The following is a 21,250-nucleotide window of genomic DNA, read 5'->3' as shown; positions in this document are numbered from 1 at the left end:
ACGATCCCCCCGGACGTGACGCGTGCCGCCTGGCCGCACGCGGTGGCGTTGCGCACCCAAGTCAAACGGTAACGAGCTGCGGTCGCAATCGGTCATTCGCCGTAACGGCGCCCCGCGATGCGGTCCGGCAGCCGCGCGGCCAGGTACTTGATCAGCTCGCTGACCCGCCGCGGTACGTGGGTGTCGTCGGCGCGGAGGGCGTGGATGTCGGCCGGCGGGGTCGGCACGTCCGGCAGGACCCGGATCAGGGTGCCGCTCTCGAGGTGGGGGCGGACCTGCCACTCCGAGCGCATGATCACGCCGTGACCCTGCAGCGCCCAGCCGGTCACGGTGTCGCCGTCGTTGCTCGACAGGCGGCCGCGCACCCGGACCTGGCGCGGGTTGCGGGCGTCTCCGAAGCGCCAGAGCGCGAAGTCGCCCTCGCTCTCGCGGAGCACGATGCAGTCGTGGCCGGCCAGGTCCTCGATCCGCTCGGGCATGCCGTGTCGGTCCACATAGGACGGTGCCGCGCACGGTACCCGGCGGTTCTTCGCCAGCCGGCGCATCCGCAGCGAGGAGTCCGGTGGCGTGCCCACGTGGACGGCGAGGTCGAACTCGTGCCGATGCGGACGCAGGGGCAGCGCGGACGTCCGGAGCCGGACGCTCACCCGCGGGTGCCGGGCGGTGAACTCGCCGAGCAGCGGGGCGACGTGCGCGCGGCCGAGGCCGAGGGTGGCCTGGACCACAATGGACCCCCGCAGCTCGCCGGAGCGGTGGCCGACGACGTCCTCGAGTTCGCGGACCCGGTCGAGGATTTCTTCGAGGCGGGTGGCGAACAACTCGCCTTCGGAGGTCAGCGTGAGCCGGCGCGTGCCGCGGTGCACCAGGTGCGCGTCGAGCCGGCGTTCCAGCGCGCTGAGGCGCTTGCTGACGACCGGCAGCGAGCACTGCAGCTCGCGGGCCGCCGCCGTCAGCGTCTGGCTGGAGGCGACGACCTGGAAGAAGCGGAGGTCGTCGATCGAGGTGGTCACCGCGGTTCGTCCCTTTCCATGGGCGAAAGGATAGGTTGCCCGCGGCGCTCTTGTCGTGACGTTCCGCGGCGATCAGGGTGAAGCTCCCGCCGAAACCACAGGAGCGTCCCGTGTCCCAGCGTCACCGCATCGCGGTCATCCCCGGCGATGGCATCGGCCGTGAGGTCGTCCCGGAAGGGCTGCGGTGCCTCCGGGCCGCCGCCGACGCCCACGGGTTCGCGCTCGACTTCGTCGAATACGGCTTCGCCTGTGCCGGCTACTGGCAGCGGCACGGCGAAATGCTGCCGTCGGACTGGCGGGACGTGCTCGGCGGTTTCGACGCGATCTTCTTCGGCGCGGTCGGGTGGCCCGAGGTGGTGCCCGACCACGTTTCGCTGTGGGGGAGCCTGCTGCGGTTCCGCCGCGGTTTCGACCAGTACGTCAACCTGCGGCCGGTCCGGCTGCTGCGCGGAGTCCGCAGCCCGCTGCGCGACCACGGGCCCGGCGACATCGACTTCGTCGTCGTCCGCGAGAACACCGAGGGCGAGTACTCGAGCATCGGCGGCCGGATCTTCGAGGGCACCGACCGCGAAACGGTCCTGCAGGAAACCGTGCTCACCCGGACCGGCGTGGACCGGGTGCTCCGGTACGCCTTCGAACTCGCCGCCACGCGTCCCCGCAAGCGCCTGACCTGGGCGACCAAGAGCAACGGCATCGCCATCGCCATGCCGTACTGGGACGAGCGCGCGACGGCGATGGCGGAGCGGTACCCGGACGTCGTCGCGAGCAAGGACCACATCGACATCCTCGCGGCGAAGTTCGTCCTGCGGCCTGGGCAGTACGACGTCGTCGTCGCCGGCAACCTCTTCGGCGACATCCTCTCCGACCTCGGCCCGGCCTGCGCCGGGACGATCGGGATCGCGCCGAGCGCCAACATCAACCCGGACCGCACCTGGCCGAGCCTGTTCGAGCCGGTGCACGGCTCGGCGCCCGACATCGCCGGACGCGGGATCGCCAACCCGGTCGGCCAGATCTGGAGCGGTGCCATGATGCTGGAGCACCTGGGGGAGACCGCCGCGGCCGCGGCGGTCGTGGCCGCGATCGAGCGCGTGCTGGCCGGGCGCCCGGACGTGCACACCCCGGACCTCGGCGGTTCCGGCACGACCGAGAGCCTGGGCGCGGCGATCGCGGCCGAGATCACGCGGGAGCAGACCGCGGCACCATGACCTCCGCGATCGGCCCGGTGGCCCGGGTGAGCCGGTCGCCATCCCTCAAGCCGGGGTGCCCTCGGCCGGTGCGGCGAGCAGATCACCCAGCCCGCCGCGTGCGTCCTCGATGACGAGTTGCTCGGCCGCCGCCGAGTCGCCGGCCCGCAACGCCCGGACGAGCGCGCGGTGGCTGCCGTAGCGGTCGAGGCCGAACCGGTCGTTCCCGGCGATCCGCTCGAGCAGCCTGGCCCGCCGTTCCGGCCAGGAGAACACCCGCGTCTGGCCGAGCAGGCGGACGAGCACCGGATTGCGGGCGCACGATTCGACGCCCTCGTTGAAGCGCTGCATGGCGTCCAGCAGCCGGTCCAGGTGCCGGGTCACGTCCTGCCCCGACTGCTGCCGCTGCTTGATGACGATCAGCAGGTCGTCGGCTTCGTCGAGCACGGCGTCGAGGTGGTCCAGCCGGTCCGGGGACGCGTGCCGCGCGGCGAAGCGCGCCACCATCCCGCGCAGGGCCACCTCCACCTCGGCGAGGTCCTGGATCGCGGCGTCCCCGAACGCGGCGACCTGGACGGTCCGCGGTCCGGTCCGTTCGAGGAGACCGTCCTGCTCGAGGCGCCGGATGGCCTCCCGCACCGGGGTCGGGCTCACCGACAGCCGCTCGGCGAGCCCGCGCTCGGTGACCTTCTGCCCGGGCCGCAGCTCGCCGGTGGTGACCGCGTCGCGGATGGCGCGGTACGCGCGGTCGGCCAGCGTGTCGGCCGTCAGGCCCTTCAACGTCTCACTTGCCACAGCGTCACCCTATCTGCCATGGCAAAACACATAAGCGACACTTGACGTTCTTGCTATAGCAAAAGTAGCTTGGCGGGCATGACGACGACGTCGGGCACACAGCGGGCGCGGACGGGACGGATCACGTTCTTCGTCGCCCTGGCGGTCTTCGCGCAGGAGTCGACGTGGAACCTCTACGACTCCCAGGTTCCGCCGTTGCTCCGCGAACACCTCGGCAGCGCCGCGCTGATCGGTCTCCTGATGGGGATGGACAACGTGCTCGGCATCTTCATCCAGCCGTGGATGGGCAACCGGTCGGACCGCACACGCACGTCGTGGGGCCGGCGCATGCCCTACCTCCTCGCCGGGATGCCCGTGGCCGCGCTGCTGTTCCTCCTCATCCCGCACGTGGCGGGCACACTGCCGCTGCTGATCCTGGTGATGTTCGGCTACGCGCTGGTCGCCAACTCGTTCAAGCCCATCGCCGAATCCCTGCTGCCGGACTTCGTCCCGCCCGAGCGGCGAAGCCGGGCCAACGCGGTCGTCAAGATCGCGGCGAGCCTCACGGTCCTGGTGGCCGCCCTGATCAGCATCTTCCTGATCGACACGCATCCAAAGCTGTCGTTCGCGATCCCCGCGATCCTGATGGTGGTGTCCCTCGCCGTGCTGGCCGCGAACGTGCGCGACAGCCGCTCACCCGCCTACCGGGCCGCCCTCGACGAAGAGCGCGAACGGGCGGCCCCCGCCGCGCGGGTGCGGGACACCGTGCTCGACATCGTCCGGGACCGCAACCGCAGCCGCGTGCTGCTCATGCTGTCCATCCTGCTCTTCGGCGGCGCCTGGGCCGCCTCCCGGGCGCTCATCACGCCCTACGGCATGGAGGTGCTGGGCCTGTCCCGCGGCGAAGCGGGCGGCCTCACGCTGCCCAGCGGGGTGGCCTTCATCGTGGCCGCCTACCCGGTGGCCCGGCTCGCCGAACGCTTCGGCCGGCTCCGGGTCATGACGGCCGGGATGACGGTGTTCGCGGCCGGCACGGTGTTCGCCACCGTGGTGGCGACGCCCGCCGGCGTCGTGGCCGGCCTCTGCGTGGCGTCCGCGGGGGCGTCCTCGTTCCTGGTCAACGCGGTCGTCGTCCTGTGGAACCTCGCCCCGTCCGACCGCGTGGTGGGGACCTACACCGGGCTCTACACCGTCGGCTGGGTCAGCGGTGGCTTCCTGGGACCGGCCCTGGTCGGCGGCTTGGTCGACCTGACCGGCTGGCCCCTCCTGCTGCTCCACGTCGCGATCGTCGCGCTGCTGGCCGTGCTGGCGGTCGTGCGCGTCAGTGCCCTGCAGCGCCGGACGCCCGCGAGCCGTGCGCTGTGACCGGGCGCGTGCTGATCACCACGGACTACCTGCGTCCCGGCGACGACGTCGACCTGTTCCTGCGCGAACGCGGGCTGGAGACCCGGCACCTGCCCCTGGCGGGCCGTCGCGATCCCGGTGAACTCGCCACCGCTCTCGCCGGGATCGACGCGGCACTGGTGGCCAACGAGCCGCTGACGGCGGACGTCCTCGCCCGCGCGCCGCGATTGCGGGTCATCGTGCGGACCGGCGTGGGTTACGACTCGGTCGACGTCGGCGCGGCGGCCCGGCTCGGGATCAGCGTGAGCAACCTGCCCGGCGTCAACGCCAACGCCGTCGCCGAGTACACCATCGGCCTGCTGCTCGCCGGAGCCCGGCGGCTCGTGCAGTCCGCTTCCGGTGTGGCGCAAGGGAACTGGCCGCGCGAGGACGGCCGCGAACTGCGCGGCTCGACGCTCGGGCTCATCGGCCACGGCGCCTCGGCGCGGGCCGTGGTGCCGCTGGCCCGCGCGTTCGGCATGGACGTGGTCTGCACGACGAACGTCCCCGCGCGGCTGCGGGAGCCCGGTGTCCGGTTCACCGGGCTGACCGAGCTGCTGTCCACATCGGACTACGTTTCGGTGCACACCGCGCTGACCGAACGAACCCGTGGCCTGCTGGGCAAAGCGGCGTTCGAGCGGATGAAGCCGACGGCACTGCTGGTCAACACCGCACGCGGCGCCATCGTCGACGAGGACGCCCTCGTCGCGGCCGTGCGGGCGGGCGAGATCGCGGGCGCCGCGCTCGACGTCGTGGCCGACGAGCCGCTATCCGCCGGCAGCCCTTTGCGCGGCGTGCCCGGCATCGTCGTCTATTCCCACCTGGCCGGGCAGACGGCCGAAGCACGTGCCGCCGCGGGCCTGCGCGGCGCGGAGGAACTGGTCGCCGCCCTCGCGGGACGGGCGCGGTTCGCAGTGAACACGGAGAAATGAGGGACATGGACACAGTGCGCGTCCTGGCGCCGAGCGGCATGCTCGGCGCCGGCTGGGACCACGCGACGATCGAGCGCGGCATCGCCCTGGGCGCCGACGTCATCACCATCGACGCCGGCTCCACCGACTCCGGCCCGTACTACCTCGGGTCCGCGTCGCCCAAGACGGCCGCCGAGGCGGTGGCCCGGGACCTGCGCAGCCTGCTGACGGCCGCCGCCGGCGCGGACATCCCGGTGATCGTGGGCTCGTGCGGCACGAGCGGAACCGACCGCGGCGTCGACTGGGTCGCCGGGATCGCCGCCGAGGTGCTGGCCGAGGAGGGCCTGGACCTGGCGGTCGCCCGGATCTACAGCGAGCAGGACGCGGCCGGGCTGAAGGAACACCTCGGCGCGGGCCGGATCCACCCGCTGCCGCCGCTGGGGGAGCTGCGGGCCGAGACCCTGGAGAGCTGCACCCACATCGTCGGGGCGATGGGGCACGAGCCGATCGTCGACGCGCTGCGGGCGGGCGCCCAGGTCGTGCTCGCCGGCCGCGCGACCGACACGGCGGTGGCGGCGGCGTACCCGCTCCTGCGGGGGATGCCCGCCGGGCCCACCTGGCACGCGGCCAAGATCGTCGAGTGCGGCGGCCAGTGCACGAGCAACCCGCGCGCGGGCGGCGTCCTCGCCACCATCGACGCCGGCGGCTTCACCATCGAGCCGCTCGATCCCGCGGTGTCGTGCACGCCGCTCTCGGTGGCCGCCCACATGCTCTACGAGACCGCGAACCCGTTCGAGATGCGGGAACCCGCCGGCACCCTCGACGTCCGGGACGCGCGGTACACCGCGATCGACGACCGGAGGGTCCGCGTCGAGGGGTCGCGGTTCCACGTCGCCGACCAGTACACGATCAAGCTGGAAGGCGCGCGGATCACCGGCTACGAGACCGTGTCGTTCTCCGCGATCCGGGACCCGGGCATCCTCGCCGACCTCGACGCCTGGGCGCGGCTGATGCGCACGATGATCACGCAGCGGGTGGGGCAGACGCTCGGCCTGGCGGACGGCGACTACGCCTTCGACCTCCGGCTCTACGGCCACAACGCGGTGCTGGACGAGCTCGAGCCCGAGACCGGGCCGCCGCGCGAGGTCGGCGTCATGCTGCTGGTCAACGCGCCCGACCAGGCGACCGCCACCGCCGTCGCCAAGGTCGCCAACCCGCTGCTGCTGCACCTGCCGACGCCGGGGATGGACTACCTGCCGAGCTTCGCCTTCCCGTTTTCGCCCGCGGAGATCGAGCGCGGCGCGGCGTACGAGTTCGTGCTGAACCACGTCGTCGACTGCACCGATCCCGCCGAGCTGTTCCGGACCGAGCTGGGGGAGAAAACCCGTGCCTGACACCACTCTCGCGGATCTCGCCCACGAGGTCCGCTCCAAGAACGCCGGCCCGTTCTGGGTCACCATGGAGCTGTTCATGCGCGACGCCGAGGGCTACCGGCTCGCCGCGGACCTGGTGGACGAGCGGATGATCGCCCGGCTCTACCGGATCGCGGAAGACGCCATCCGGATCTTCCGGATCCCTTCGCTCAACGTCGTGAAGATCTCGTTCCCGCGGCCGGTGAGCCAGGGCTCGCTCCGGGACCGCGACGTCCACGCGGGACAGCACCACGTCCCGCTGGCGCGCGTCCCGGTGACCGGCGGGGACATCGCGTGATCCGGGTCGCGGACCTGCCCGCCGCGCACCCGGGCCGCCGGCTGCTGACCAAGCGCACGCCCTTCTTCGCCGCGCCGGGCGAGCCGCGCTGCAGCTACTGCGCCTACGTGCCCACGAGCTGGACCCCGGAGGCCGAACTGCCGGTCCTGGTGGCCGTGCACGGCACCGGCCGCAGCGTCGGAGAGCTGCGCGAGGGGTTCATCCCCTTCGCCGAACGCCACCGCCTGATCGTGGTCTTCCCGCTGTTCCCGGTCGGCATCGACGATCCGGACGACGTCGACGGCTACAAGCGCCTCGAGGCCCACGGCATCCGGTTCGACCTGGTGCTGCTGGAGATCCTCGAGCAGGTCCGGTTCCGGTGGAACGCCCGCGTCGGCACCGTGCTGCTGTGCGGGCACTCCGGCGGCGGCCAGTTCGCCCACCGCTTCCTGTACCTGCACCCGGACCGCGTCACGGCCGTCGCGGTCGGTGCCCCCGGTGGCGTGACGGTGCTCGATAGGTCGCTCGCCTGGCCGGAAGGCATCGGCGACACCCGCCGGCGGTTCGGGATCACGGTGGATCCCACCGCCGTCGCCCGGGTCCCGGCCCTGCTGGTCATCGGCGGCGACGACGACGGCCGCGCCGACCTGGCGGCCATGGGCGAGCACGGCCACAGCCGCCCGGAGCAGCTCGACCGGCTCGCGGAAAGCCTGACTCGGCACGGATCGGTGGTGGAGAAGGTGGTGGTGCCCGGCGTCGGGCACAGCGCCGCGGGGACCCGGCCGCCGGTCACCGGGTTCTTCGCCCGCCTGCTCGATCCTGCGTGCGCGCGGCCTGCTGGTGGCGGCGTAGCCCCGGAAGACCGGGGTACCCGCTCGCCAGGATGAACGCGCACCCGAAAGGAACGTGCCCGAATGGCGACACGCACCGTGACCAGCAACCGGGGGATGACGGCCGAAGCCGACATCGTGCTCAACACCGCCTCCGACGCCACCCGCGCCCAGGCGTGGCTGCCGGGTGGCGACGACCGCGACGTCGACCTGCGGGCGGACGAAGGCCGGGTGGCGTGGCGCACCGGCGGCTGGGCGGGTGACCTGCGGGTGACCGACAACGGCACCGGGGCCAGCGAAGCGGAACTGCGGGCGCAGGTCGACGACGACGCCGACACCGAAGAGGTACGCGCGGTTCTCGACCGGGCGCTGAGCGCACTGGCCGCCGAAGTGGACCAGAACTTCAACGCCGGCTGACCGGCCGTCGAGGACACCGGCTGGGCCGGCTTCTGCGGCTCACGATCGGGGGATACCGCCCCACCACGATCGCTGCGTGTGCGCCGATCACGGTTTCTGCGGTGCGGTGCCGGGTAGGAGGCAGGCAGACAGCCGGGGTCTGGCCTGCGGTCGCCCGGCGCCGGTTCGCACTTCACGGGAAGGGATCACCGACATGGCTGACAAGGACGCCAAAGAGGTCAACCCCGACGCGCCGGTCTCTCCGGGCACGGCCCCGGTGCCGGACCTGGACGTCGACGTGGCGCAGTTCATGGCAGACGACCCGCCGTCACCGGGGCCCGCCGCGGCCGAGCCACCGGACTGACTCAGCGCCGCGTCGGCGTGATCCGGCGCGCCGATCGGCCGCGCCGCTGCCAGACTGGCCGCATGGACGACGAGTCCGCGTGGACGATCACGATGCCGCCGGCGCGGACGACCGCCGGCATCGTGCAGGTGGAGATGTCCGGAGCGCTCGGCCCCGCGGCGCACGCCCGGCTGCGCGAGACGCTGCGGATCGCGCTGCTGACGGCGCTGTCACCCGAACCGGCGGCGCTCGGTGTCACGCTGACCGCGGTGACCTCGTGCGACGGGGTACTGCCGGCGGAGCTGCAGGAGCTGGCGCTCACCTGCGCGCGGGAAAACCTCGCGCTGCGCATCGAAGTCACCCCGGCGCTGCTGCCCGTCCTCGGCAGCCGTGAACTGGCGCCCTTCCTGCACCTTTCCGACGCGCCGGCCGCCGGCGCTTCGGACGTCGCGGTCGTCCCGACGTGGATCGACCGGGCCACGCTGGTCATCGCGGTCACCGGCGAGCTCGACCTGGTGACGACGGCGCGGACGCGGGACGAGATCGCGGTGATCCTCGCGGCCCGGCCGCTGCGGCTCGTGCTCGACCTGACCGGCGTGAGCTTCCTGGCTTCGACCGGCGTGAACGAGATCGTCCGGCTCGCCCACGCCGCCGCCGACGACGCCGTGGCCCTGCACGTCGCGGCCGGCGTGCACAACCGGCGGACCTTCGAGCTGCTCGGGCTCACCGGCACCTTGCTGCGCGTCTTCGACACCCGCGCCGACGCGCTGGCGGCCTTCGGCGGGTGAGTGCCCGGCCGGGCCGCGGACGAGCGGGATCGGCGGTGACCACCCTGGCCGATTCCGCCGAGGAGGCCGTGCGGCACGGGGACGGCACGACCCTGGCGGTGATCGCCGCATTGCTCGCACTGCCGCCGCCGCTGTCCTGATCGAGGTCGTCCGGAACCTCGGCGCGCTGCGCGATCCGGCCCGGCCGGCGTTGTGTGAACATAATCATGTGGAACCAAACGATCGTGTGCTGCGGGCGGGACCGGCCGGGTTCGCGGAGCTCGCCGAGGTGCTGGGTGACGCCGTCCGCGACATCGGGGCCTGGATGGCGGAGTACGGCAGCTACGACCCGCACCCCGCGCAGGACGTGCCGCTCGAGCTGTTCCGGGAGGCGACGGCGGAGCTGCACCGGCGCCTGCGGGACAACTACCCGTTCTTCCACCCCCGCTACGCCGGGCAGATGCTCAAGCCGCCGCACCCGGCCGCCGTCGCCGGCTACCTCAGCGCGATGCTGATCAACCCGAACAACCACGCCCTCGACGGCGGTCCCGCCACCGCGGCCATGGAGAAGGAGGTGGTCGCGGACCTGGCGGCGATGTTCGGCTTCGCCCGGCACCTCGGGCACCTGACCAGCAGCGGCACGATCGCGAACCTGGAAGCCCTGTTCGTCGCCCGCGAGACGCACCCGGGCAAGGCGATCGCGCACAGCGCCGACGCCCACTACACCCACGGCCGGATGAGCCACCTGCTCGGCGTCGAGGCCGTTCCGGTGGCCACCACCGCCGCCGGAACCCTCGACCTCGACGCGCTCGAGGACCTGCTCCGCACCGGACGCATCGGCACGGTGGTCGCGACGACCGGCACGACGGGCCTCGGCGCGGTCGACCCGGTCGCCGAGGTCGTCGCCCTCGCCCGCCGGTACGGGGCCCGGGTGCACGTGGACGCGGCCTACGGCGGGTTCTTCCGGCTCATCGCCGACGACACGGCGGACGGCGTGGCCGCGGCGCCGTTCCGCGCGATCGCCGACGCCGATTCGGTGGTGATCGACCCGCACAAACACGGCCTGCAGCCCTACGGCTGCGGTGCCGTGCTCTTCCGCGACCCGGCGGTCGCCCGCCACTACCTGCACGACTCGCCGTACACCTACTTCACGTCCGACGAGCTGCACCTCGGGGAAATCTCCCTCGAATGTTCCCGGGCCGGCGCCGCGGCCGCGGCGCTGTGGCTGACGACGCGGGTCCTTCCCCTGACCCCGGACGGGCTGGGCGCGGTGCTCCGGCCCGGGCGGCGGGCCGCGCTCGCGTGGGCCGGCCTGATCGGCGGCAGTGCCGAGCTGGCGGTGTTCCAGCCGCCGCAGCTCGACATCGTCAGCTACTTCCCGGCCCGGGACACGCTTTCCGAGATCGACCGGGTCAGCGCGCACGTTCTCGAGGCCGGGATGCGCCGCGCTCCGGAGGAGGCGTTGTTCGTGGCGACGTACACCGTCAGCGGCGCCGACCTCGCACGCCGCGGACACGCCGTACGCGAGGACGTCCCGCGCGCCCGGATCCTGCGGAGCGTCCTGATGAAGCCGGAGAGCGAAGCACACGTCCCCGGCCTGCACCGCGAAATCGTCCGGTTGAGCCGCGTATAACGCCCTATTCGGCGACGCCGGTTCGGTACAGACAGGGGACCGGCGCCTTCCCGCGAGGTGGGGTAGGAACAGGGCATGGTGACCCTGGATCGGCTCGTGAACGTCCTCGGCGGGTACGGCGTCCGGCTGTGCTGCTGCCCGGTCTCGCGGGACGTCGCCCTCCGGGACGTGGTGATGCACGACCCGGCCGAATCCCGCGAGCTGCGCGGGGACGTCCTGCTCGCGGTCGGCGCGGAGTCCGCCGGAGCGGCCGTGGCGTCGGCGGCCGCGGCCCGGGCGTCGGTCGTCCTGGTGCGGGGCCCGGTTCCCCCGGCGCCGGCGGTGATCGCCGCCGCGGAGGCCGCGGGAGTCGCGGTGCTCGCCGTGGACCCGGAGGTGTCGTGGGGGGAGGTCGCCGGGGTCGTCTACGGGCTGGTGCTCGAAGGGCGCGAGACCGAGTCGGGGCGCGGGCCGACGGATCTGTTCGCGCTGGCCGACAGCCTGGCCGATGCCCTGGGCAGCACGGTGACCATCGAGGACCAGCTTTCCCGGGTCCTGGCCTATTCCAGCCTGCAGCACGGCGCCGACCAGGTCCGGCTGGAGACGATCCTGGGCCGCCGGGTGCCGGAGCGCGCTCGCGAGCTGTTCGAGCGGCGTGGCGTGTTCGCCCACCTCGCCGAGTCCGACGAGCCGCTGTTCGTCGAGGCCGCGCCGGAGCACGGGCTGGGCGGCCGGATGGCGGTCGCGGTCCGGGCCGGCCGGGAGTCACTGGGCTCGATCTGGGTCGAGTGCGAGCGTCCGCTGGACGGGGCGCGGCGCGGCGTGCTGCGGGACAGTTCGCGCACGGTCGGGTTGCACCTGCTGCGGTCCCGGGCGAGCGCGGACCTCGAGCGGCAGGTCGAATCGGACCTGGTGATCCGGCTGCTGGAAGGCACCCCGGACGCGGCTTCGGTGCTCAGCAGGCTGGGGCTGGCGCCCGGGCGGTTCCGGGTGGTCGCCCTGCAGGCCCACATCGCCGAGGAGCGGCACGCCGCCCTGCTGCTGGCCTTCGAACGGGCCACGACGGGCTTCGGCTGGTCGCGCCCCGGACGCAGCACGTTATTCAGCAACACCGTCTACACCGTCCTCCCCGGCGAAGACGTCGCCGCGGCCCGGAAATGGGTCGGCGCCATGCGCGACGCCCTGCCCGCCCAGGTGACGGTCGTCGCGGGGATCGGTGCCGCCGCCACCTTCGCCGAACTGCCCGCGAGCCGGCAGGAGGCCGACGAATGCGTCGCCCTCCACGACGCGCACCCGGGCTCCGCCGCGGCGACGGTGTACGACGAGTCCTGGGACGACATCCTGGTGCAGCGGCTCCGGGCGGCCGCGGCGGCCGGCCGGGCCCCGGCCCGCGGGCCGATCTCCGACCTCGCCCGGCACGACGCGGAGAACGGCACCGGCTACCTCGCGACCTTGCGCGCGTGGCTGGAGACCCAGGGCGACCTCGGGCAGGCCGCCGAGCGGCTGGGCGTGCACCCGAACACGATCCGCTACCGGCTGCGGAAGATGGCCGAGGTCACCACCCTGCAGCTCGACGTGCCCGCGAAGCGGCTCGCGATGATCATCGAGCTCGTCGTCGCCGACCCGGCGGGTTGACCGGAACCGACAAACACACCGCCCGCGGTTGTCCGGTCCGGACAAGCACCGCCCGCCCGATCCGGGTCATCCTGGCCGCATCCAGCACCACTCGCGCCACGGAGGACCTGATGCCCGAACTCGACCGGTGGGACGGCGGCCCGCGCTCGGTGATCGTGATCGGCGCCGGCGTGGTCGGTTTGTCGACCGCGTGGTTCCTGCAGGAACGCGGGGTCCGGGTGACCGTGGTCGATCGCGCCGGCATCGCCGCGGGGGCGTCCTGGGGCAACGCCGGCTGGCTTTCGCCCGGGCTCGCCATCCCGCTCAACGAACCGGGTGTGCTGCGCTACGGGCTCCGGACGGTGTTCGACCGGCAGGCGCCGCTGCACGTTCCGGCGACCCCGGACCCCCGGCTGTGGGCGTTCCTGGCCCGGTTCGCCGCGCACTGCACCGGCAGGTCGTGGACCCGCGCGGTCGAGGCCAACCTCCCGCTCAACGAGGAATGCCTCGAAGCGTTCGACGTCCTCGCCGCGAACGGGGTCGACGCCCCGACCGTCGAAGCCCCCATCACGGCGGTGTTCGAGACCGCGGGCCACGCGGCCGGGCTGCTGGCCGAACTGCGGCGCCTGCGCGAAGCCGGGCAGGAAGTCGCCGCGACCGGGCTCACCGCCACCGAGCTCGCCGCGCGGTTTCCGCAGGTGAGCGCGCGCATCGGGGCCGGCGTCCGGCTCGAGGGGCAGCGGTACGTGGACCCGGGCCGGTTCGCCGAGTCGCTGGCGCGTTCGGTCGTCAGCCGCGGGGGCACGATCCGCAGCCGCTTCGCCGTCACGTCGGTGCGCCCGCATCCGCACGCGGTCGCCGTGCAGTCGGCCGCGGGGCAGACGTTGTCGGCCAACGCCGTCGTCCTGGCGACCGGCGCGTGGCTGGGCGAGCTCGGCAGGCGGTTCGGGGTCACCGTCGGGGTGCGGGCCGGGCGCGGCTACTCGTTCACCGTGCCGACGGACCACCCGGTGCCGGAGCCGGTGTACCTCCCGGACATCCGGGTGGCCTGCACGCCGTACCGCGGTGGCCTCCGGGTGGCCGGCACCATGGAGTTCCGGAAGCCGGACGCGCCGCTCGACGAAGCGCGGGTCGAGGCGATCATCGCCTCCGCCCGGCCCTTCCTCACCGGGATCCGGTGGGGGGAGCGCACGGACGTCTGGGTCGGCTCCCGTCCCGTCACGCCCGACGGACGCCCGGTCATCGGCGCGGCGGGCGCGCCGGGGTTGTTCGTCGCCGGCGGGCACGGCATGTGGGGGCTGACGCACGGCCCGATCACCGGGCGCCTGCTCGCCGAGCACATCACCACCGGCAAGCAGCCCGAAGCCCTCCGCCCGTTCGACCCGCTGCGGTGACCGCCGTGCACCCGACCGCGCTGACGCCCGGCGAGCGCAGCGAACTGGTCCGGCTGCGCGCCGAAAACGCGTTGCTGCGCATCGAAAAGGACCTCCTGCTGAAAGCGGCCACCGGGTTCGCCGTCGACGCCGGTGCCCTCCCGCCGGGCGCGGCCGGAAAGCCAGAGCCCCGCTGACCGACGCGGGCTCTCCGAAGTCCGTGGGGGCTGGGACCCTCCCCCACTCGTCCAGCCCCCACGGACGCCCAGCTCGAACCCCTCCGGAAGGAGATCGCACGACCACCTCGGCTCGCCCGTGGCTGACCCCCCACACCCACCGCAGCCTGCTCCGGGAGCGGGCCGACCTGCTGCGCGCCGGGAACGCCGCGGTCGGTGACGATCCCGACGGCGTGGTGCGCGATCGCCACCGCCTGGCCCGGATCCGCCGGATCGACGACATCCTGCGCGAGGCCGTCGTCGGCGAGGACCCGCCCGACGACGGGATCGCCGAACCGGGCATGGTCCTCACCGTCCGGTACGACGACACGGACACGGCCGAGACCTTCCTGCTCGGCTCGCGCGACGAAACGACCGAGGACGAGCTCGAGGTCTATTCGCCGGAGTCCCCGCTCGGCCGTGCCCTGGCCGGCGCCGAGCCGGGGGAGCAGCGGGCCTACCGGGTTCCCAACGGTGCGATCGTCCGCGTCACCCTGATCGACGCCGAGCCCTACGGACGCTTCCGGAACGTCACCGGCTGATCGTGGTTCCGGACGGCCGGTCCGGCCCGGCTCGTCCACTGAGGACTGTGCGGGCAATTGCTCCATAAGGGACATAACGATCCGCGGACCGGCTCCGGGCCCGGCTGGCGTCTTGACGCGCCCGCTGTGTTCGTCGATAGTGATGGCTCAATCCCGAAACTGAGCCGAAGTCCCAAGCCACCTGAACTGTTAGCGCTAACATCTGTCATCGATGAACAAGGGAGTTCATGGTGCCTGCGCTGTCCCTGTTGCGCCGCAATCGACTTCGGCACGGAATGCCGGTTCGGCACCGCGAAGCTCACCTCGCTCCGGCGCGAGGACACCACCTGGCTCGTCGCGGCCCCTGGAACTGACTGCGCACCGGCCCGTCCGGTGGCGCATTCCCCACCGTGTTAAGGAGATTCGATGACCCGACGATCGTGGATCCGCCGTGCCCTCTTCGCGGCAGGCACCACCACCAGCCTCGCCGCCGGCCTGCTCACGGCCACGGCCACGACTTCGCAGGCCGCCGCCCAAGGGCCGTGCGACATCTACGCCGCGGGCGGCACCCCCTGCGTGGCCGCGCACAGCACCACCCGTGCCCTGTATGCGGCCTACAGCGGCCCGCTGTACCAGGTGCGGCGCGCCTCCGACAACGCGACCAGGGACATCGGCGTGCTGAGCGCCGGCGGGTACGCCGACGCCGCCGCGCAGGATTCCTTCTGCGCCGGCACCAGCTGCGTCATCACGGTCATCTACGACGAGTCCGGCAAGGGCAACCACCTCACGCAGGCGCTCCGGGGGTACTGGCCCGGCCCGGCCGCGGGCGGGAACGACAACCTCGCCAACGCCTTCGAAGCGCCGGTCACGGTCGGCGGCCACAAGGCCTACGGCGTCTCCGTCGCGCCCGGTACCGGCTACCGCAACAACCACACCAACGGCATCGCGACCGGTGACCAGCCGGAGGGGATGTACGCGATCTTCGACGGCACGAACTACAACGGCGGCTGCTGCTTCGACTACGGCAACGCCGAGACGAGCGGCAACGACGACGGCAACGGCACCATGGAGGCCATCTACTTCGGCAACAACAAGGGCTGGGGCTACGGCAGCGGCGCCGGCCCCTGGATCATGGCCGACCTGGAGAACGGCTTGTTCTCCGGTGTGAACCAGCACTTCAACGCGAACGACCCGACGGTCACCAACCGCTTCCAGACCGCCATCGTCAAGGGCGCCCCGAGCCAGTGGGCCATCCGCGGCGGCAACGCCCAGTCGGGCAGCCTGTCCACCTACTACAGCGGCGTGCGCCCCAACGTCGCCGGCTACAACCCGATGAAGAAGCAGGGGGCGATCATCCTCGGCATCGGCGGTGACAACAGTGTCGGCGGGCGCGGCACCTTCTACGAAGGCGTGATGACCGCGGGCTACCCGTCGGACGCCACCGAGAACGCGGTCCAGGCCAACATCACCGCGGCCGGCTACAGCAGCGCCCCGACCGGCTCGGGCACCCTCACCCCCGGCGCCAAGGTGTCCCTCCAGGCGACGACCGCGTGCTGCACCTCCGACTACCTGCGCCACGACGACGCCGACGACAAGGTCGTCATCTCCGCCGTCGACGCGTCCAGCACGGCCACCCTCAAGGCCGACGCGACCTGGATCGTCCGGGCCGGCCTGGCCAACAGCTCGTGCCTGACGTTCGAGTCCGCCGACCAGCCCGGCCGGTTCCTGCGCCACTACGCGTTCCAGCTGCGGTTGAACGCCGACGACGGCGGGACCGCCTTCGCGCAGGACGCGACGTTCTGCTCCACGCCGGGCAACAGCGGCGTCGGGCGTTCGTTCCAGTCGGTCAACTACCCGGCGAAGTACATCCGCCACTACAACTTCACCGGGTACGTGGCGAGCAACGGCGGCAGCAACGCCTGGGACGCCACGACGTCGTGGGCTCAGGACACCAGCTGGCTCACCGCCACGCCCTGGAGCTGACCAGGAATCCCTCCGACCGTGGGCACGGCTTCCCTGCAGCGCCGCAGGGGGGCCGTGCTCGCTTCCACCGCCGCCGGCTCACGTGCCCTCGGGCCGGGCGAGCGCGGCGATGCGTTCCAGCGCCCGCGTGTGGCGGGCGAACAGCGCGGAATCGCCGGCCTGGCGGGGACGTGCAAGAACTCGTCGAAGTCGGATGCAGCACCGCCCGCGCACCACCGCGCGGAAGCCCGCCCGGTGCGGACACAGTGCCACCAGGGTCAACCAGCCCTACGGCCAGTTCCCGGCCGTGCCGCTCGGGGTGACCCCGGACGCGCGGCCGGCGCCGGTCCGTCGAGCGGCGTTCGCCTGGTCGCCGGTCCGGCTCGGTGGTGACAGAACGACGGAAGGCCAGGTCCCGGCCGAGGATCGCGGTGGTCGGCCCGCGCCGGGTCGGCGGCTCAGGGTTCGGTGCCCCAGGCGAGGGTGCCGGACTGGTAGGCGGTCGCGGTGGCCAGATCGCTGAATGCCGCCGCCGCGCGGTAGCTGTAGTCGTCGGCCTGGTTCAAGGGGGACCAGTCGGCCTTGGCGACGCGGATCTGGACCTCGCCGGTGTTCGCACCGGCGGCCAGGGTGCCGCCGGTGAAGGCGAGCTCCACGTAGGCGTCGGCGCCCGGGCGTGGGGTGACGAGCTTGACGACGCGCAAGGTGACGTTGCTGCAGCCGGCCACCGCGTAGTCGCACCAGATCTGGTAGCCCGGGTTGGTGGCGTCGCCGGTGAACCAGTAGCGCGCGGTGACACCGTTCAGCGCGACCGGCGTGCTGCCCCGGTTGACGATCTGCAGGCTGGTGCGGATCTGGTTGTCGGAGGCGGCGCTGCTGGAGCGCTGCTGGACGGCGAGTGAGCCGGTGCCCGGGTTGCCGCCGCCGGTCGTGGTGGTGACCGAGACCGGGCTGCCGGCCGCGGACAGGTTGCCGGCGGCGTCCCGGGCGCGGACCGAGAACGTGTAAGCGGTGCCGGGCGTCAGGCCGGTGACCTGGTAGGAAGTGCCGGTGGTGCTGCCGATCGCCGCGCCGGCCGCGTCGAGCACGTCGTAGCCCGCGACGCCCACGTCGTCGGTGGCGGCGGTCCAGGTGAGACCGACGCTGGTGCTGCCGGCGGTGGCGGTGACCCCGGTCGGGGCGGACGGCGGCGTGGTATCCACTGTGGACGGTCCCGGTGGGGTGCCCCACACCACGGTGGAACCCTGGGCGAGCACCAGCCGCGAGGCGTCCGCGGGCGCGGACCCGCTCGGGGCGAGGCCGGTGTGCGACCAGTCGTTCGCGGGGTCCCAGGTGCCGGTGCTGCTGATCCGGAACTGCACTTCCTTGCGGTAGCGGGATTGCCCGCCGGGGGCGACCCCGCCCGAACACGTCACCTCGACGTAGTACACCGCGCCGGAGAACGGGCGGATGGCCGGCGCGTCGCACTGGTTGTAGGCCGAGGTGACGGAAACCTGGCTGGGCGTGGTGGCACCGTCGAGGGTGAAGTAGTAGCGCAGCGAGCCGGTGAACGTGCGGGCCGGCCACGCCGACTTGTTGAGCACGTACGCCTTCACTTCGGTGAACGTCCCGCCGTCGGGCTGGTTCAGGGCACCCTGCGTCAGCAGCTCGGGGCCGTCCGGCGTTTCCTTCGGCGGGAAGGAGGCCAGCGGCGTGCCGCCGTACTCGCCGTAGAGGCGAGCCAGCGCACCGGTGAAGCCGGCGTTGTAGTCGAGGGCCACCTCGTTCATGGTGTAGTTGGTGCGGTCGTCGGTGTAGGAGTCGTTGGCCGAGCTGGGGCCGCCGACGAGCGCGCCGTAGAGGGTGTGCCGGCTCTGCGCGGGCTCGTTGATGTTGTCGGCCCAGGAGCCGTGCGCGGTGCGGTGGTGCGGGTTGCGGGGCGGGTTGACACCGAACCCGACTTCGAAGCTCGCGCCGCGCGGGTTGTCGCCGAGCGCGTAGTCGATCTGCCGGACGCCGAAGTCGTGGTAGGTCGTGGCGCGCGTGGGATCGGTGGCGCGCAACGAGTCCGCGTAGGTGAGCGCGACGAAAGCGGTGTTCGCGGCGTACCGCAGCGAGCCCCACTGGTCGAGCACGGCCTGGCCGCCGGGGGAGTAGGGCACGCGCTGGCCGTTGACGCCGGTGGTCCACCAGTCCAGCCAGCGGTTGGCGTCGGCGATGTACTCCGGGTCGTGGGTGAGCTGGGCGAGCAGGACGTAGGCGCCGTAGGACTTGTCGTCCCAGGCCAGCGTCCAGCGGTAGGAGCGGGTGGTGGTCTGCGGCTCGGTGCCCAGCTTCTCGTACTCGGCGCGCGCCTTCGTCAGGTAGTTGCTGTCGCCGGTGGCCTTGTAGAGCCAGATCGCGCCCCACACGAGCTCGTCCTGGTAGCCGCTCCAGGACTTGTAGAAGCTCTGGGCGTCGGTGATGCAGTTGGAGTAGACGCCCCGGTGGTTGTCGGCGAACGAGTACAGCTGCTTGGCGTGGGTGAGCAGGGTGGCCGCGTAGGTCGGGTCGCCGCCCTGGAACACCATCGAGCCGGCGGCCAGCTGCGCGGCGGCCTCGCCGGCGAGGTCGGAGCCGGGGCAGGAGTCGTCGATGCGGTAGGCGGGCCGCGCCATCGTCATCGTCTCGGCCGGGCCCCACCACTTGTGGTCGTCGTCGCCCTTGCCGACCTGGCCGTAGAGCACGTCGGGCTGCGGGTGCGCCTTGATCAGCCAGTCGGCACCCCAGCGCAGGTTCGACAGCAGGTACGGCCACTGGCCGGAGTTCTGGTAGGCCGTGCGGTTCTCGAGCGCGCCCCAGGCGAGCATGGTCATGCTGAACTCGAACGGCAGCCCGAACTTGACGTGGTCACCGGCGTCGTAGAAGCCGCCGGTGAGGTCCAGGCCGACGTCCTTGCCGTCGTTCAGGGCGGAGGGGCCCCGCCAGGAGACGCGGTTGTCGGCGGGCAGATTGCCCGAGCGCTGGGCGTCGTAGAACCAGACGGCCTTCTGCAGCGCCTCGCCGTAGTTGAACTTCCCCGCGGCGGCGGACTGTCCCGTGACGACCAGGGTCAAGCCGAGCACGAGCACCGCCACGATGGCCTGGGCTGCCGCCTTCGTCGTTGACGAGCGCACTCCGCCTCCTCGGTTCTGGGAGCGCTTCCAGAGGGAGGGTAAGGACCGGAGGTCAGGGGTGTAAAGGACCGTTTGCCGAGGTAGGCGAAACGGCGGCTTGGGGGCGGCCGTCCGGCGTAGCGCGGGGCATCGGTGGAGTTGCCCGGAGGCGGGGAAGCGGCTCGATTCTGGGAGCGCTCCTACAGAATCACGAGCTGCTCAGCGGGTGGGGAGGTCGATCTCGGCGTGCCGCTCGGCGAGCGTCCGGGCGAGGTCGGCCAGCTTGACGTTGAGGTCCTGGGACGTCCGCCTCAGGACGTCGAACGCGGCGTCCGCGGAGACGCCTCGTCGCGCCATGATGATCCCTTTGGCCTGGCCGATCACGTCGCGGCTGTCGATGGCTTTGCGCAGGTGGGCGGCCTGCAGTTCGGCGCGGGTGACGGCGTCGGTGGCGGCCAGGGCGAGGGAGGCGTGCGTCGCGAGCAGCAGCAGGACGTCGCGGTCGGCTTCGTCGAGTCCGTGCCGGGAGCGGGAGTAGACGTTGAGGGCGCCGCGGGACTCCCCGGTGGGCGGTCCGCTGATGAGCGCGGTGGAGACGACGGAGCCCATCCCGAGTTGCGTGGCGGCCGGGGCCCAGCGAGGCCAGCGCGGTTCGGCCGCCAGGTCCGGGGCGATCGCCACGGCCGGGCCGCCGGGCTCGGCGGCCTCGACGCAGGGTCCCTCCCGGAACCGGTACTGCAGCCGGTCGAGTTCGGTGGCGACCTCGTCGGTCTCGGCGGGGGTGTGGAAGTGGCCCTCGGTGTCGAGCACGGTGAAGCTGGCGAGCTCGGCGGCCGGGACCATCACCGTGGTCGCCTCGAGCACGCGCTGCAGGACGTCTTCCACGGTCGGGGCGGTGAGCAGGGTGCGCGTCAGCCGGGCGAACTGGTGGGCCAGCGGCCCCGGCGCGACGGGCTCGAGGTCGGCGGCGAACCGCTCCTTGTCACGCTGCCAGTCCTGGTCACTGCTCATGCCGGTCTCCCCGAGTCGCTGTGGAAGACGGCTGCCTTTTCAACCATCGCGACGACCAACGTAGCCCGCCGGGCGCCAGGTCGCCACGGGCCCGGCAAGACCGCACGGGCCACGCGCGGCCTCAGCGCAGACGGGCCACCAGCGCCAGCCAGGTTTCGGCCTCCGCGCGGTCGGCGTGGACGGGCAGGACGCGGCCGAGCTGCAGCAGCTTGATCGGGCGGAGCACGGCCCGCTGGGTGGCGACGATCGCGCAGGGGATTCCGCGGGCGTGGGCGTTGGTGACGGCTTCCAGCAGGGCGGACAGAGCGCCGGAGGAGCAGAACCCGACCGCGTCGAGGTCGATGATCAGCGCGGTGGGCCGTGACTTCAGAGCGGCGTCCACCTGGTCTCGCAGGCGGGGCGTGGTGGCCAGGTCGAGTTCACCCTCGACCGTCACGATCGACGCGTCCGCCGTGGTGGTCACGGTGATGTCCGTGCGTGCGTGGTGCCCTGGGTCGAGATCGCGGGGGGTGGCGATGCCGGGCATGGTTGGCCTCTCGTTG

General features: G+C 72.6%; 20 protein-coding genes. 15 read left to right on the top strand and 5 right to left on the bottom strand.

The window, feature by feature from the left end; genetic code table 11:
• Window positions 1–92: 92 nt before the first annotated feature.
• Window positions 93–1,010, bottom strand: a complete 918-nt coding sequence (locus IE317_RS08860) for a LysR family transcriptional regulator (RefSeq protein WP_191308095.1) — start codon at window positions 1,008–1,010, stop codon at window positions 93–95.
• 110 nt (window positions 1,011–1,120) lie between these two features.
• Here IE317_RS08860 and IE317_RS08855 point away from each other — a divergent pair, with 110 nt between their 5' ends.
• Entirely contained in the window at window positions 1,121–2,215 is a 1,095-nt protein-coding gene (locus IE317_RS08855; protein WP_191308092.1) for a tartrate dehydrogenase, read from the top strand.
• Between the two features lie 45 nt (window positions 2,216–2,260).
• On the opposite strand, the gene IE317_RS08850 is transcribed toward IE317_RS08855, so the two are convergent.
• A complete protein-coding gene (locus IE317_RS08850; RefSeq protein WP_191308090.1) occupies window positions 2,261–2,989 on the bottom strand; it encodes a GntR family transcriptional regulator in 729 nt (242 codons plus the stop codon).
• A gap of 78 nt (window positions 2,990–3,067) precedes the next feature.
• Here IE317_RS08850 and IE317_RS08845 point away from each other — a divergent pair, with 78 nt between their 5' ends.
• From IE317_RS08845 to IE317_RS08780, 14 genes are all read left to right on the top strand, one after another.
• Window positions 3,068–4,333, top strand: a complete 1,266-nt coding sequence (locus tag IE317_RS08845) for an MFS transporter (protein WP_191308088.1) — start codon at window positions 3,068–3,070, stop codon at window positions 4,331–4,333.
• Entirely contained in the window at window positions 4,330–5,283 is a 954-nt protein-coding gene (locus tag IE317_RS08840; RefSeq protein ID WP_191308086.1) for an NAD(P)-dependent oxidoreductase, read from the top strand. Before IE317_RS08845 ends, IE317_RS08840 begins: the two co-directional genes overlap by 4 nt.
• 5 nt (window positions 5,284–5,288) lie before the next feature.
• Window positions 5,289–6,656, top strand: a complete 1,368-nt coding sequence (locus tag IE317_RS08835; protein ID WP_191308084.1) for an acyclic terpene utilization AtuA family protein — start codon at window positions 5,289–5,291, stop codon at window positions 6,654–6,656.
• The gene (locus IE317_RS08830; protein ID WP_191308083.1) at window positions 6,649–6,972 is read left to right on the top strand and encodes a DUF4387 domain-containing protein; all 324 of its coding nucleotides are present in this window, start codon (window positions 6,649–6,651) and stop codon (window positions 6,970–6,972) included. Before IE317_RS08835 ends, IE317_RS08830 begins: the two co-directional genes overlap by 8 nt.
• The gene (locus tag IE317_RS08825; RefSeq protein WP_229902563.1) at window positions 6,969–7,838 is read left to right on the top strand and encodes an alpha/beta fold hydrolase; all 870 of its coding nucleotides are present in this window, start codon (window positions 6,969–6,971) and stop codon (window positions 7,836–7,838) included. Before IE317_RS08830 ends, IE317_RS08825 begins: the two co-directional genes overlap by 4 nt.
• A 27-nt stretch (window positions 7,839–7,865) precedes the next feature.
• On the top strand, window positions 7,866–8,198 hold the full coding sequence (locus IE317_RS08820; RefSeq protein WP_191308081.1) for a hypothetical protein: 333 nt from the start codon (window positions 7,866–7,868) through the stop codon (window positions 8,196–8,198).
• A 193-nt stretch (window positions 8,199–8,391) separates the two neighbouring features.
• On the top strand, window positions 8,392–8,541 hold the full coding sequence (locus IE317_RS08815; protein ID WP_191308079.1) for a hypothetical protein: 150 nt from the start codon (window positions 8,392–8,394) through the stop codon (window positions 8,539–8,541).
• Between the two features lie 62 nt (window positions 8,542–8,603).
• Complete coding sequence (locus IE317_RS08810) at window positions 8,604–9,308, top strand: STAS domain-containing protein (protein ID WP_191308077.1); 705 nt, start codon at window positions 8,604–8,606, stop codon at window positions 9,306–9,308.
• A gap of 304 nt (window positions 9,309–9,612) precedes the next feature.
• The gene (locus IE317_RS08805) at window positions 9,613–10,920 is read left to right on the top strand and encodes a pyridoxal phosphate-dependent decarboxylase family protein (RefSeq protein ID WP_191308434.1); all 1,308 of its coding nucleotides are present in this window, start codon (window positions 9,613–9,615) and stop codon (window positions 10,918–10,920) included.
• 75 nt (window positions 10,921–10,995) lie between these two features.
• Window positions 10,996–12,534, top strand: a complete 1,539-nt coding sequence (locus tag IE317_RS08800) for a PucR family transcriptional regulator (protein ID WP_191308075.1) — start codon at window positions 10,996–10,998, stop codon at window positions 12,532–12,534.
• 110 nt (window positions 12,535–12,644) lie between these two features.
• Window positions 12,645–13,907, top strand: a complete 1,263-nt coding sequence (locus IE317_RS08795; RefSeq protein WP_191308073.1) for an NAD(P)/FAD-dependent oxidoreductase — start codon at window positions 12,645–12,647, stop codon at window positions 13,905–13,907.
• Window positions 13,904–14,083 (top strand): hypothetical protein, encoded by a 180-nt coding sequence (locus IE317_RS08790; RefSeq protein ID WP_191308506.1) that lies wholly within the window; start codon window positions 13,904–13,906, stop codon window positions 14,081–14,083. The genes IE317_RS08795 and IE317_RS08790 overlap by 4 nt, the downstream gene beginning before the upstream one ends.
• A gap of 212 nt (window positions 14,084–14,295) precedes the next feature.
• Window positions 14,296–14,643, top strand: coding sequence for a GreA/GreB family elongation factor (locus tag IE317_RS08785; RefSeq protein WP_308443391.1), 348 nt, complete (start codon window positions 14,296–14,298; stop codon window positions 14,641–14,643).
• Window positions 14,644–15,048: 405 nt separating this feature from the next.
• A complete protein-coding gene (locus tag IE317_RS08780) occupies window positions 15,049–16,605 on the top strand; it encodes an alpha-L-arabinofuranosidase B (RefSeq protein ID WP_191308072.1) in 1,557 nt (518 codons plus the stop codon).
• Between the two features lie 437 nt (window positions 16,606–17,042).
• Here the strand turns inward: IE317_RS08780 and IE317_RS08775 are convergent, their stop codons facing one another.
• The 3 genes from IE317_RS08775 to IE317_RS08765 all read right to left on the bottom strand — a co-directional run bounded on the left by IE317_RS08775 (window position 17,043) and on the right by IE317_RS08765 (window position 21,234).
• On the bottom strand, window positions 17,043–19,718 hold the full coding sequence (locus IE317_RS08775; RefSeq protein WP_191308070.1) for a glycoside hydrolase family 9 protein: 2,676 nt from the start codon (window positions 19,716–19,718) through the stop codon (window positions 17,043–17,045).
• Between the two features lie 198 nt (window positions 19,719–19,916).
• Window positions 19,917–20,708 carry a GAF and ANTAR domain-containing protein gene (locus IE317_RS08770; RefSeq protein ID WP_191308068.1) on the bottom strand — a complete coding sequence of 264 codons (792 nt, stop codon included), beginning with the start codon at window positions 20,706–20,708 and terminating at the stop codon, window positions 19,917–19,919.
• Window positions 20,709–20,829: 121 nt separating this feature from the next.
• Window positions 20,830–21,234 carry an STAS domain-containing protein gene (locus tag IE317_RS08765; protein ID WP_191308067.1) on the bottom strand — a complete coding sequence of 135 codons (405 nt, stop codon included), beginning with the start codon at window positions 21,232–21,234 and terminating at the stop codon, window positions 20,830–20,832.
• Window positions 21,235–21,250 lie beyond the last annotated feature (16 nt).

Origin of the sequence: Amycolatopsis bullii (assembly GCF_014654205.1) — a bacterium.
Classification (GTDB): Bacteria; Actinomycetota; Actinomycetes; order Mycobacteriales; family Pseudonocardiaceae; genus Amycolatopsis; species Amycolatopsis plumensis.
The sequence above is the reverse complement of the archived record's forward strand: the minus strand, read 5'-3'. Positions and strand labels throughout refer to the sequence as shown.